Origin of the sequence: Agathobaculum sp. Marseille-P7918 (assembly GCF_964248325.1) — a bacterium.
Classification (GTDB): Bacteria; Bacillota; Clostridia; order Oscillospirales; family Butyricicoccaceae; genus Agathobaculum.
In genome coordinates this window covers 209,659-222,209 of the sequence record NZ_CAXTXI010000003.1, presented here as the reverse complement: position 1 = coordinate 222,209, position 12,551 = coordinate 209,659, and the positions used below count along the sequence as shown (strand labels likewise).

The 12,551-nt window shown below is 56.9% G+C and carries 12 protein-coding genes; 3 read left to right on the top strand and 9 right to left on the bottom strand.

Annotation, left to right across the window (positions count from 1 at the left end; genetic code table 11):
- Positions 1–25 precede the first annotated feature (25 nt).
- The 3 genes from rpsO to ACESSO_RS06295 form a co-directional block, all read right to left on the bottom strand.
- The gene (rpsO, locus tag ACESSO_RS06305; RefSeq protein ID WP_297282848.1) at positions 26–292 is read right to left on the bottom strand and encodes a 30S ribosomal protein S15; all 267 of its coding nucleotides are present in this window, start codon (positions 290–292) and stop codon (positions 26–28) included.
- 509 nt (positions 293–801) lie between these two features.
- Entirely contained in the window at positions 802–1,119 is a 318-nt protein-coding gene (locus ACESSO_RS06300) for an RNA polymerase sigma factor (protein WP_373164207.1), read from the bottom strand.
- Positions 1,097–1,333: a hypothetical protein gene (locus ACESSO_RS06295; RefSeq protein ID WP_373164206.1), complete on the bottom strand. Its 237-nt coding sequence runs from the start codon at positions 1,331–1,333 to the stop codon at positions 1,097–1,099. Before ACESSO_RS06295 ends, ACESSO_RS06300 begins: the two co-directional genes overlap by 23 nt.
- Positions 1,334–1,483: 150 nt before the next feature.
- On the opposite strand from ACESSO_RS06295, the gene spoIID reads away from it, so the two are divergent.
- Together spoIID and ACESSO_RS06285 are read left to right on the top strand one after the other, a co-directional pair.
- Positions 1,484–2,452: a stage II sporulation protein D gene (gene spoIID / locus ACESSO_RS06290; protein WP_373164205.1), complete on the top strand. Its 969-nt coding sequence runs from the start codon at positions 1,484–1,486 to the stop codon at positions 2,450–2,452.
- A gap of 46 nt (positions 2,453–2,498) precedes the next feature.
- Entirely contained in the window at positions 2,499–3,266 is a 768-nt protein-coding gene (locus tag ACESSO_RS06285) for a peptidoglycan DD-metalloendopeptidase family protein (RefSeq protein WP_373164204.1), read from the top strand.
- Positions 3,267–3,325: 59 nt separating this feature from the next.
- Here the strand turns inward: ACESSO_RS06285 and ACESSO_RS06280 are convergent, their stop codons facing one another.
- From ACESSO_RS06280 to ACESSO_RS06255, 6 genes are all read right to left on the bottom strand, one after another.
- A complete protein-coding gene (locus ACESSO_RS06280) occupies positions 3,326–3,499 on the bottom strand; it encodes a hypothetical protein (RefSeq protein WP_373164203.1) in 174 nt (57 codons plus the stop codon).
- Positions 3,500–3,517: 18 nt separating this feature from the next.
- Positions 3,518–4,186 (bottom strand): hypothetical protein, encoded by a 669-nt coding sequence (locus ACESSO_RS06275; protein WP_373164202.1) that lies wholly within the window; start codon positions 4,184–4,186, stop codon positions 3,518–3,520.
- 122 nt (positions 4,187–4,308) lie between these two features.
- Positions 4,309–7,428 carry an efflux RND transporter permease subunit gene (locus ACESSO_RS06270; RefSeq protein WP_373164201.1) on the bottom strand — a complete coding sequence of 1,040 codons (3,120 nt, stop codon included), beginning with the start codon at positions 7,426–7,428 and terminating at the stop codon, positions 4,309–4,311.
- A 7-nt stretch (positions 7,429–7,435) separates the two neighbouring features.
- Entirely contained in the window at positions 7,436–8,713 is a 1,278-nt protein-coding gene (locus ACESSO_RS06265) for an efflux RND transporter periplasmic adaptor subunit (RefSeq protein ID WP_373164200.1), read from the bottom strand.
- Between the two features lie 35 nt (positions 8,714–8,748).
- Complete coding sequence (locus ACESSO_RS06260; protein WP_373164199.1) at positions 8,749–10,074, bottom strand: TolC family protein; 1,326 nt, start codon at positions 10,072–10,074, stop codon at positions 8,749–8,751.
- Positions 10,075–10,102: 28 nt separating this feature from the next.
- A complete protein-coding gene (locus ACESSO_RS06255; RefSeq protein ID WP_373164198.1) occupies positions 10,103–11,125 on the bottom strand; it encodes a LacI family DNA-binding transcriptional regulator in 1,023 nt (340 codons plus the stop codon).
- A gap of 322 nt (positions 11,126–11,447) precedes the next feature.
- Between ACESSO_RS06255 and iolG the strand changes: the two genes are divergently transcribed.
- Complete coding sequence (gene iolG, locus ACESSO_RS06250; RefSeq protein ID WP_373164291.1) at positions 11,448–12,467, top strand: inositol 2-dehydrogenase; 1,020 nt, start codon at positions 11,448–11,450, stop codon at positions 12,465–12,467.
- The last annotated feature ends 84 nt before the right edge of the window (positions 12,468–12,551 follow it).

Genomic DNA, 12,551 nt, shown 5'->3' with positions numbered 1-12,551 from the left:
CTGCTCCCCTATTTGCTTGTTCTTCTTACTTACGGATGCCGAGCTTGGCAATCAGCGCACGATAGCGGTTGATGTCCTTCTTCTGCAGGTAAGCCAGCATGGAACGGCGCTGGCCGACCATCTTGAGCAGGCCGCGGCGGGAGTGGTTGTCCTTCTTGTGAACCTTCAGGTGCTCGGTCAGCTCCTGAATGCGCGCGGTCAGGATGGCTACCTGAACCTCCGGAGAACCGGTGTCGGTTGCATGAGTGCGGTTTGCCTCGATAACGGCAGTCTTTTCTTCCTTACGGATCATGTTGCGTTTCACCTTTCAAATAATATTTTTTACTTACCCACAGGCTGGGCTGCGGCTGGTGAAATGGGCACGGTAGGGACATGCCCGAGATTCCGGCAGCTAAGCACGGGGCGAAAGTACAATATATGATACCATGTCCGCACGAATTTGTAAAGTAATTTCTTATTTTTTATTTACTTTGCCGCATTTTTGTACTTTTCTTTCGTTGTTTTGTCGAATTGTACAATTATGAATAAATTGTAAACAAGATTTTGTCGGATTTTAACCTTGTCTTGCTGTTCTGCCGGTGCTATAATTCTAGCATCCTCGGTGGACAGCTGAACAACTTTCGCTCGAAACCGTTTTTATTTATTGCTAAAGACACGCGACGGGGCGGTGCAATAGCGCGGCCTGATGTCGCGTTCTTTTTTGTCTGCCGCTGCGCCTCCGGGACATTTTGCTCCCGGAGGCGTTTTTTATTTTCATCCGGCATATACTGTTTTCCATACAGCAGCGGCAAACCGCTGTGTTTATGCATATGCATTGTTCCGCAGCTCCAAATTATAGGCCAGCAGCACCCGCAACCGCTTTTTTCCGCGTGTCAGATGGCGCGACACCGCCGATTGACTGATGCCCAATCGATAGGAGATCTCCTTGCCGGAAAGCCCTTCGACTTCGCTCAGCCACAGCACTTGATACTGCCGCGCGGTCAGCTGCTCCTGCAGTGCATCAAAAAATGCCTCGCGGAATTTTGCGCGAAACGCGCTGTCATCCTCGCCCATCTCCGCCACATACCGCTCGTATGCTGCGTGATTTGCCGCCTGCTCAGACAGCCTTTCCGTTTTCATGTGCATCTCCTCCTCTGTCATAATAATGCTCCAGTACAAAAGCTGTTTTGCGGTTTTCGTTGATCATGGCCTGCAGACAGTTGATGCGCCGTTTGAGCCGATATTTCACCTCATTCTGTTCCGCACGGCGCCGCGCCGTTTGCAATTGTTTCACTCGCAGCTCCAGAAGCGCTGTGTTGGACCGGTACTCCCTTGCCATTTCTTGCAGCTGCATTTCATGCCTCCTTGCTTTTATCGAACATTTGTTCGTATTTCTTGATTTCTATAATACAATATATTGGAAGGCTTGTCAACATCCGCCTACATTTGGTGTGCTATCAAATTTTTAACCCGCATATACTATCAGAGAAAGGAGGCATCGGACATGCGTAAACTGCTGCTCACCGGATGCGGGCTGGTTTTGGCGTTATATCTGGCGCCCGCCCTTCTGCTTTACGACGACGAGCCGAAAACCGGCGAAACAGCATCCGCTTCCGTACCGACTGCAACGGAAACCGCGCCGACAGGCGATTACTCCACCGTCACGGTTTTGGTTGACAATCAGCCGACCCAGCTGCCGCTGGAGGACTATGTTGCCGGTGTGGTCGCGGCCGAGATTCCCAACGACTTCCCGCTTGAAGCGATTCGAGCGCAGGCGGTTGCTGCGCGTACTTATGCGGTCTATAAAATGGCGGCGGGCCGTCCTGCCGCGCATCCCGACGCCGACGTCTGTGACGACTACCATCACTGTGCCGCCTACCGTGATATTGCGGTGGAAACCGCATCCGGCAGCGACCTGTCGCGCGTACAGCAGGCCGTGCAGGACACCGAGGGAGAAATCCTGACCTATGACGGCGCGCCGATTGCTGCTGTGTTCCACTGTGTCAGCGGTCCGCGCACCGAAGCCGCGCGCGACGTATGGGGCGAGGACGTGCCCTATCTGCAAAGCGTGGTCAGTCCGGGCGGCACAGCATACAGCAATTATGAGGCAGCGGTGACCGTTTCCGCAGCGGAATTTCGAGAGAAAGTGGCGGAGGCATTTCCTTCAGCGGATGTATCCGGCCCGCCGAACGACTGGTTTAAAGCATCCGTCCGTTCGGATGCGGGCGGTATCATCACGGTACAGCTCGGCGGTGTGACCGTCGAAGGCACCGCCGTGCGCGAGTTATTCGGTCTGCAATCGACCAACTTCACCATCACCACCACAGATGACAGCATCACCTTCCATACCATCGGCTACGGGCACGGCGTCGGCCTGTCGCAATACGGCGCCAAGTACATGGCCGAGCAGGGCGCAGATTACACAGAAATTTTAGCGCATTATTATCCGAATACTGTGCTTGGCAATGTATAAACCCTTTTCTCCGCGGTCATACTGAGGAAAACGGAGGTAAAGGGATATGAAACAATATCATTCCAAACATACCGCAGTCCTTTCGACCCGCGGCTTCTACACCATTCTGACCGTCTGCGCCCTGATTATCGCGGCATCCGCGTGGGTGCTCTGGTCGGACGCCACCGCGCCCGCAGATGATGAAACGCAGGCCAGCCTGCCCATCGTCACGCCCGCGGAGACACTGCCCGACCTGAGCGAGGACACGCCGGTGCTGTCCGAGGAGAACGGCGAGACCGACGCAACAGTTCCGACAGATGAGGACGAGGATGCACAGCCCGAAGAAAGCGAAGAAACCGAGGATACTGCCGCTGAAACCGCAGAACCTGCTCCTACACCGGTCGAAACCGTATCCGCACCGGTTTATGTGCGTCCGGTTTCCGGCGCGGTTATCACACCGTTCTCCGGCGATGAACTGCTGTTTCAGCCGACCTTTGGCGACTGGCGCGTGCACACCGGCACGGACTTTGCCGCCGAAGCCGGGGAAACCGTCATGGCGCTGACCGACGGCACAGTACAGAAGGTCACCCAAGACGGACTGTACGGCACATGTGTCACGCTCTCGCATGACGCAGACCTGACCTCGACCTATTGCGGCGTGACCGATGTACGCGTCGCAGAAGGACAGGCTGTTGCCGCAGGCGAAGCGCTCGGCACGGTTGCAGAAACCATCGACGCGGAAGCGGCCCTCGGCCCGCATCTGCACGTGGAAGCTGCCCGCGCAGGCACACCGGTCGATGTGCTCGAACTGCTGGGCGAAAGCGAAGTCGAATAAGAAACCAGGTATGAAAAGAGCCGCGAGGCGTTTGCCCCGCGGCTCTTTATGTGCGGCCGTTATTCGTCTTTTCCACCATTGAGCACCAGTATCAGACCCACGATACCAGCCACCAACCCCAAAAGGCTCCATGGCATGTCATCAATAATCGGTATCCACGGATCGGAATACTCCATCAGCACCAGCAGGATACCAAAAAGCAAAAACGCAAAGCCTTTCCGTTGCTTGCGCACTGCATCTCCCCCTTTTCCTCACTGTGCGATATAATTGCCCGTCAGGCCACCGCCGGCGACCGTTACAATCCCGTCCGCGAGCAGGAAATTCATTTGCTCGTCTGCGGATTTGGCCGTCTCGCCATTGACTGCTGCCGTGCCCTCTGTGCCGTCGGAAAAGCAATACGCAATCCCGGTTTCTTCCTCCTGCGTGATGGTCAGCGTCACGCCCGCAGGACTGACATAGCTGCCCGGCCATCCCTTGTGCTGTTCGGCCTCCGCGTCATACAGAGGGAAGGTGGCGTAATCATCCAACACGCCGTCCCCCAGATAGTTATATTTCTCGCCGGTCTCCCGGTCCACCGCCACCTTGCCAACCGTCCGGCCGGTGGTATCGCTGACCACGAACACATAGTATTCGCGCGCCGACGCCGCATCCGCGCCGACAGAAAGCGTCTCTTCCGTCGCCTCTACGTCGTACCGTGTCTCATCCACCGCTCCGGCAACCTGCTGCAGCGCTTCCTGTTCGCTCAGCCCAACTGTCGTATCCTCGCTGAGAAGTCCCGCCTGCGTCGCCGCCTCCAGCGCCTGTGTCTGCGGATTGACCTTGACAGTCTCCTCCGCCGTCGGCTCCATCACATCGGTCTGCTGTGTACACCCGGACAAAAGCAGGATGCCGAGCACCATTACGGCAATCGATCGTTTCATTCTGCCCGCCTCCCTTATTCTTCTCTTCCTCTACAAATCAGGCGGCACCGCTCCCTGCGGTGCCGCCTTAATCATACCGTATCCGGCGCAAAATTGCAACGGTCACTTATCCTAAATTTCCGTCATTCCCCGCCTTTTTTCAACTTTTTCAGCCAATGACGTTCTTTTTTCGGGCGTTGAAAGCGTTTTTTCACACGTTCGGTCAAACCGTCGGTCAACGAATAATACACCGGTGTGATAAACAGCGTCGCCACCGTGGAAATCACCATACCGGTCATCATTACCACGCCCATCGGCTTCATCATTTCCGAACCTTCACCGCCGGAGAACACCATCGGCACCAGACCGAGAATCGTTGTCAGCGCGGTCATCAGTACAGGCCGCACACGACGCGGGCAGGCGTTGAGGATAGCCGTCTGCTTATCCTCGCCTCGCTCGCGGCGCTGCAGAATATAGTCAATCAGAACAATCGACGAGTTGACCACCGTACCGGCCAGAATGATAACCGCCAGCAGTGCCACCATGGACACCTTGTTTCCGGTCGGCCACAGCATCATCAGTGAGCCAAGCAAACCGATCGGCAGAATCAGCATGATGGCCACCGGCAGCACGAACGAGTTGAACTGGCTGGCCAGAATGAAATACACCAGCAAAATCGCCACCATCAGCGCGGTCATCAGCGACCGGGTCGTCTCCTCAATACTGGAAGCCGACGTGTCGCCATTTTCGACTTCGATGCCCTCGGGCATCTGATAGTTTGCAATCAGAGCGTTTACCTGCTGCATAATGTTCACACTGTCGCCCGACTCGGTCTCGCCCGTAATGGTGACCGTTTCATACTGATTAATACGCGAAATCGACTGCGGCGACAGCTCGGTATACACGTCCGCAACCATGGACAGCGGTACCGTGCCGCCGGTGGGTGCGGGCAGCTGCAAAGACTTGAGCGCATCCATATCCTGTGTGAGCGTTTCATCGCCCGAAATCGTCACATCGTATTCCTCGCCGCTCATGCGCAGCGTGGTCGCCACCGATCCGGTCAGTTCACCGCGCACCAGCGTGCCGATGGTGGCGGCTGTCAGTCCGAAGCGGGACGCATTTTCGCGGTTAACCTTAATTGCCACACGCGGCACCTGATCGCCCGCAGAGGACTCGACGTTGACCGCATCCGGCAGCGCTTCGATTTTACGCGCCAGATCCTCCGCCGTTTTGGCCAGTTCATCGTAATCCTTACCGGACAGCTGCACGCTGATATCCGAACCGCTGTCCATCACCATCATACCGGCATCCGACACGGTGATCTCACAACCTGCGATATCTGCCAAATCGCGGCGCAGCTGCGTGGCAATCTGCGCGGCCGAACGGTCGCGCTCCTCGACCGGCTTGAGCATAATCGTCACACTCGCCCCGGATGCACTGGACATAATCGAGGTCGAGCTGCCCGTGCTGTAATAGATCAAATCGATTTCGGGGATGGTCTGCTCCGCAATCGTTACAATGCGGTCCTGAATGGCAGCCGTTTCCTCCATCGTCGATCCACTGGGCATGCTGACCGAAACATCCACCTGTCCCTGATCCATCTCGGGAATCAGCTCCGCGCCGGCCGCCGCAATACTGACAATGGAAACCACACAGATGCATACGGTCACCGCAATGCCGATCCAGCGGCGCGTGATAAACAGCTTAAGCGCTTTTTTATACAGCCGTATTGCCGGCTTATCCGCGATAACCTGTTCTCGCAGGCCCGGCGCCGCAGCAGACAGACGGTGCACGCCGCCGCGGTCGAGCAGAATGTAGCATAGCAGCGGCACAAGCGTCAGCGAAATCAGCAGCGACGAAGCCAGCAGCGCCACAATCGTGATACAGAACTCCTTGAACATCATACCGGTCAGACCGCCGGACAGACCAATCGGCAGGAATACGGCAATGGTGGTCAGGGTGGACGCCGTGACCGACAGCACCACCTCATGCGTACCCTTAACGCAGGAATCCCAGCGGTCAAAGCCGTCCGCACGGTAGTGGAACACGTTTTCCAGCACCACGATGGAGTTATCCACAATCATACCGACGCCCAGCGCAATACCGCCCAGTGACATGATATTGAGCGTGATGTCCAGTGCGAACATCAGCAGGAAGGTAAACAGGATGCAGCAGGGCATGGCGATGGAAATTGCCAGCGTCGCGCCGAAGTCGCGCAGAAACACCAGCAGCACAATCGCCGCAAACAGCACGCCCATCCAGATGTTGCTCATCGCGTTGTCCACCGTCATGTTGATGTAGTCGGACTGGTCCATGACCAAATCCCATTCCAACGCGCCGTTATTCTCGATAAGGCTGTCCAGCTGCGCCTTTGCACGCTCGGCAATCTCGACCGTGTTCGAGCCGGACTGCTTGTTGACCGACAGCATCAGGCATTCCTCGCCGTTGACCTTGGCCAGCGCATCGCGGTCCTTGGGCTGCAGAGACACATCCGCAATCTGGTTTAAGCGCACCGTGCCGCCTGCAGGCAGCGAAATCAGGGCGTTTTTCACGTCCTCAATCGACTGATATTCGCCGTCCGTGCGCACGGACAGGGTCTGCGAACCGCTGTCCAGCTCGCCGCCCGGCACGGCCATATTGTCCGCGCCGAGCTGCTGCGCTACCGAGCTGACCGTCAGGTTATAGCCCTTCAGGCGCGCCGCGTCAGTTTTGACCGCAACTTCATTTTCATAGCCGCCCGAAATATCCACCGAAGCCACGCCGTCCAGACGTTCGAGCGCGGGCGCTATCTCATCCTCCGCCATCGACTGCAGGCTTGCCAAATCGTTGCCGCGCAGCGCGACCATGATGACCGGCATAGAGTCGATGTCAATCGACATGACAGTCGGGTCGGTCGCGTCCTCCGGCAACAGGGATTTTGCCTGATCGACCTTGTCGCGCATATCGGTCATCGCCTTATCCAGATTGGTGCCGTAGGCAAACTGCACGATGACCATGGACATGTTTTCCGCCGAGGTCGAGCTGAGCGTCTCCAAACCCGCAAGGCCCGCACAGGCAGACTCGAGCGGTCTGGTCACCTGCTGCTCGATGTCCTCCGGTCCCGCGCCCGCATAGGTCGAATATACAATCGCCACCGGCAGCTCCATATCCGGCATCAATGCCAGCGGCAGGGATTGAAAGCAATAAAAGCCAAACACAACGACCAATATGTACGCGAGAATGGTCATGACGTTGTGTTTGATACAGTTTTCCGCAATTTTCATAGGGGTGTCAGCCCTCCCCGTCCGCTGCGGCATCCGCGGTGTCGTTGGTGACGCCCGCCGCGGTATCATCAGCGGATGCATCATCCTCGCCGGACACCACGCGCACCACCGCGCCGTCCGACAGATAGGACTGCCCCTTGACGACCACCCGGTCGCCCTCGGCCAGGCCGGACACGATCTCGGTATCCGTTTTGCTGACCAGCCCGGTCTGTACCACCACGCGCGTGGCAGTATCGCCCTCTCCGAAATCGTCAACCACAAACACGTACCGCTCGTCGCCCGTTCCGGTCAGGATTGCCTCGGTCGGCACGGACAGCGCATCGCTGCGGCGGGCCGTGTAAAACGTGACGGTGGCAAACGCGCCGATGGGTGGTGCAGTGCCTGCGGGCAGCGCGACTGGAATATCATACAGATTGGTCTGTGCATTGGCCGCTGCGGGCAGCGATCCGATTGTTCCCTGCAGCATGTCGTCCGACAGCACCGAAATCAGAATGCCCGCACTGTCGCCCTCATGGATGTTGGTGAACACATCCTCTGCCACCGAAGCGGTAACCTCCACCTTGCCGTCCTCCGCAATGACCACACCGGGCTGTGCGGACGAGGCCATACCGCCGCGCACCACATTGACCGCCGTCACGGTACCCGCGCAAGGCGCTTTGACCGTGCCGAGCGCCGCCTGCGTGGTAATCTGATCCATTGACGCCTGAATCTGCGCAAGAGACGCGGATTGCTGCGCCTGCGCCTGCGACACGCCCGCCTGCGCCTGCTGCAGCGCCCCCTGCGCCTGCTCGACCGCCTGCTCCGCGCGCGTCACATCCTGCGCGGCTGCCGCACCGACTTCATAAAGCGCCTTGGTGTTATCCAGCGCCTGCTGCGCCTGATCCACACCAATCTGCGCCTGCTGTACGCCGAGCTGCGCCGAAGAAATGGCGCCATCGGTCGCGGCCTTGGTGGCGCTGTACGACTGCTGCAATGCGCCCAGCGTAGAGGTGACCGTCGAGGTGTCCACGGTAAACAGTACCTGTCCCTTGGTGACCTTATCGCCTTCCTTGACCGGCAGTGTCAGCACCTGCCCCGCCAAAAGCGGGAATACCTGCACTTCATTGACCGCAACCACCTTGCCCGTCACGGAATACTCCGCATTCATCAGGCCGGACGCAACCGTCATCACTTCCACCGCGGTCCCGGCCGGCACCTCTTCCGTTTGCTCCTGCTCCTTGCCGCAGCCTGCACCCAACAGCAGCGCCGCCGCCATCACAGCAGCCAAAATACGTTTGCTCTTCATCTGTGTCCTCCGTTGCTTGCTTTTCCGATTCGCCGTCACATCGCGCCGCCTGCCATATAGCCTCGTTTGGCCCAATCGTAGGTATTATATGCCGTAAACAGGTCATGCTCAGCCGTGTTCACGGCATCCTGTTTGGCGGCCAGATCGTCCTGTGCCGTCAAATAATCGAGCTGGGAGATCATGCCGCGTTCATATTGCAGCGCATCCACATCAAAATTCTTCTTTTCTGTATCATATGCGGCTTTGGCTTCGTCCAGCAGACGTTTTTTGTCCTGCACATCCAGATAAAGCTGCCGGAAGGTGTTTTCGGCGCTCTCCTTGGCATATTCCAAATTGAGTTTGGCAGCCTCATAGGAATCCACGCCTGCAGCCACGCCATCCGCGTAATCATTTGACGCCTCGCGTGCCTGCTCCTGTGCAGACCAGATGGAATAGCTGTTGTCCATCGCCTTTTTCAGATCCTCTTCGTAATTCATATCCGACAGCTGCTTTTCCGTCACGGTCGGCAGCGTGGTCGGCTTGACCGTGGTCGCCGCCGTATTGCCGCATAGCAGCGACAGCTGGTTTTCCGTTGTCGTCTGCATCAGCGTGAGCGTCTCACGCTGCGCCGCTGTCGTGCGGCGCGTCTGGCGCAGGTTATCCAGCGTCAGCTGAGAAGCCATCCCTATCTCCACCTGTTTTTCCACCGCTGCAATCTGGCGGTCAAGCGCCGCTAAATTGCGGTCGAGCGTTGCGATACCCTCCTGCGTGGTGATGATGCCGATATACGCGGTCTGCGCGCCTACAACAATCTGATTTGCCGTGTTATCCAGCTGTTTTTTTGTGCTGGTATAGGTATCTTCGAGCTGGGTCTCCGCTTCTTCCTGTGCTTCATCCAGTCCATCCATCATCTTTTTCATGCTATTCATTCCGGATTCCGCCAACGCACGCAGCTTGGTCGCCATTGCAATCTGCGCCTGCACGGTCGAGTCCTGCGTCTCTCCCAGCGCATTGATAAATTCATTATAGGCATCGTACTCTATCTTGTATTGATTGTACTGCGCCTGATACTGAAACGCCTGCTGCACAAACTGTCCATCAAGATTGGTGTTCTGGATGCTCGCCAGTGTTTTCTGAAAGCCTTGAATGGTCTGGTTGTTTGCCCGGACGGTTTTTTCCAGCCCGACAAAGCCGATTGACTGCTCATCCTGTACCGGCGGTGCTGCATTCACGCCGTCGCGCCCGAGCGCATTCTGCGCCGCAGAAACCGTTGCCCACATGCCGGCCCCTGCCACATCCAGCACGCTTACCGCACCGGCCGGCACAACCATAAGCACACAAAGCGCTCCGGCCAACAAAGCGCCTGTTCGTATTCGTTTCATCTGTTCTGTCGTCGTCTCCTCCCGCTGTTCAGAGCAATTCGCGCGTAATAATGCTCGTGTGGATATATTCTATCTCCTGCCGCGGCGGCTCTCCCGTGCGCAGCGTATGCGCCAGCACCTCGATCGCTCGCGTCGTCTGCGCGGAAAAATCCTGATCGATGATAAAATCCAGCCGTCCATCCTCGAGATACTGCCGTGCATGCGGCGTCAAATCGTGGCAGACCACATGCACACGGCGCGCAGGCTTGGCGCGCTCGAGTGCATCCATACAGCCGCGGACAGATTCGTTTGCCATATATATGCCGCGCAGACGCGGATTTTGCCGCAGGTTCTGCAAAACGCCGTCGTAGGTCAGTTCATACTGCTCTACGCTTTCAATTACGTGCGCATTGACATTGCCGCCGAAAATCTCGTAAATTCGGTCCAGAAAGCCGCGCACGCGCAATCCATGGGCAGTAAACTCACGGTTTCCCGTCACCACCAGCACCTCTGCACCCGATATGTACGGCGCGAGCAGACCCGCGGCCACCCGTCCGGATTTGACCATATCCTGTCCGATATGATACAAACGGCGGCTTTGACGCACGTCAGAGTCACAAGTGACAACCTGAATGCCTGCCGTCACCAGCCGGTCGATTTCCTCGCTCATCGCGAGCGTATCCGGCGCGGTCAGGATGAGGCCGTCGATCCCGCGTCCCTCCAGCCGCTCGATCGCCTCGAAATACGAGCGATGCGAACGGTTCTTCAGCTCTTCCACCAATACGTTTACGTCATTCAAACCACGGTTATGCACCGCCACGCGGATACCCTCCCGCATACGGCGAATGAAAAAGGCATCCCAGCTCGGCAAAATCACGCCAATCCGGTAAGCACCCCGTCCCACCCGCGCTGCCTGCCGCTGCGCCGGTGTTTTATAGCCGTATTCGTTAATCATCTTCTGCACTCGCTCACGCACCTCAGGCGCTACGTTCGGGCGTCCGTTCACTACCCGGTCAACCGTGCCGCGCGAAACGCCGCATTGCTCCGCTATCCACTGTGCAGTTACCTTCATCAATTGATTCCCCTTTACCTGTGCTATTGCAGCGGGCTGTCTGCAATATACAGCCATTTTATCACAGTAGCTTGCATGGCACAAGCAATTCTGTGCATTTTGCACACTTTCCCCGTAAAACGCCCTTTTCCGTGCATTTTTCTTTTACGCACAATGCACAGGCTTTTTGCACGCTTTACAGCGGTTCTGCGCCGCCATTTTTCACCAATCACGCTTTTCAAAATTGGGCGGTGCGCCGAAATTCCGGCCATGCTCTTGATGCTCCTCTTCAAGTGGTCTATAATAAAGTCACCTTATGTAAAAGGAGAGATTTGAAATGGGCATTTTAAAAATCGGCGTAGTTGGCTGCGGCCGTATCGGCAAGCTGCACATCAATAACCTGATCAACAGCGTACCGGGCGTGCAGGTCGTAGCTGCGGCAGATCCGATGCTGGATAAGTCCGGCGCACGCGAGTGGCTGGCAGAGCGCAAGATCACCAACGTTTCCACGGACTTCATGGACGTTATCAACAATCCCGAAGTAGACGTTGTGTTCGTTTGCTCGTCCACCGACACGCACTGCGACGTTTCCATGGCGGCTGTTAACGCCGGCAAGCACGTATTCTGCGAGAAGCCGATCGATTATGATATCGAGAAGATCAAGAAGCTGCTCGCACTGGTTGAAGAGAAGGGCGTTAAGTTCCAGGTTGGCTTCAACCGCCGCTTCGACCACAACCACAAGGCAGTCGCTGACGCTGTCAAGGACGGCACGATCGGCGATCCGCACATTGTTATCGTTTCTTCCCGTGACCCGGAGCCGCCCCCGGCATCCTATGTTGCGGTTTCCGGCGGTATCTTCTACGACATGATGATCCACGACTTCGATATGGTGCGCTACGTCACCGGTTCCGAGGCTGTTGAGATCTCCGCTGTCGGCTCCTGCCTGGTTAACCCGAACCTGCAGGAAGAGTCCGGTATCCCGGACGTTGACACTGCTGTCGTCACCATGAAGATGGCAAACGGCTGCATCGCAGTCATCAACAACTCCCGTCAGGCTGTTTACGGCTATGACCAGCGCGTTGAGGCGTTTGGCTCCAAGGGCATGGCTTCCGATGCCAACGACCTTATCAACACCACGACCGTTATGACCAAGGACGGCGCTCACTCCGAGAAGCCGCTGTGGTTCTTCCTCGAGCGTTACAATCAGGCGTTTATCGAGCAGGTTATCGCGTTTGTTGATGCAATCAACAACGACAAGCCGGTTCCGGTTGGCGCTATCGACGGCCTGCGTCCGGTTCTCATGGCGAAGGCTGCAACCGAGTCCTGCCGCAACGGCGGTGTTTACGTAAAGGTTGAGGAGTAATCCTTCCTTACATAAGCAAAAAACGCATAATGAATCCCCTCAGGCAATGCCTGAGGGGATTTTTCTATTTGGCAGCGCCTTTCG

Coding starts and splice junctions, on each gene's coding strand:
- rpsO (WP_297282848.1), bottom strand. CDS start 292: ATGATCCGTAAGGAAGAAAAGACTGCCGTTATCGAGGCAAACCGCACT.
- ACESSO_RS06300 (WP_373164207.1), bottom strand. CDS start 1,119: ATGAAAACGGAAAGGCTGTCTGAGCAGGCGGCAAATCACGCAGCATAC.
- ACESSO_RS06295 (WP_373164206.1), bottom strand. CDS start 1,333: ATGCAGCTGCAAGAAATGGCAAGGGAGTACCGGTCCAACACAGCGCTT.
- spoIID (WP_373164205.1), top strand. CDS start 1,484: ATGCGTAAACTGCTGCTCACCGGATGCGGGCTGGTTTTGGCGTTATAT.
- ACESSO_RS06285 (WP_373164204.1), top strand. CDS start 2,499: ATGAAACAATATCATTCCAAACATACCGCAGTCCTTTCGACCCGCGGC.
- ACESSO_RS06275 (WP_373164202.1), bottom strand. CDS start 4,186: ATGAAACGATCGATTGCCGTAATGGTGCTCGGCATCCTGCTTTTGTCC.
- ACESSO_RS06270 (WP_373164201.1), bottom strand. CDS start 7,428: ATGAAAATTGCGGAAAACTGTATCAAACACAACGTCATGACCATTCTC.
- ACESSO_RS06265 (WP_373164200.1), bottom strand. CDS start 8,713: ATGAAGAGCAAACGTATTTTGGCTGCTGTGATGGCGGCGGCGCTGCTG.
- ACESSO_RS06260 (WP_373164199.1), bottom strand. CDS start 10,074: ATGAAACGAATACGAACAGGCGCTTTGTTGGCCGGAGCGCTTTGTGTG.
- ACESSO_RS06255 (WP_373164198.1), bottom strand. CDS start 11,125: ATGAAGGTAACTGCACAGTGGATAGCGGAGCAATGCGGCGTTTCGCGC.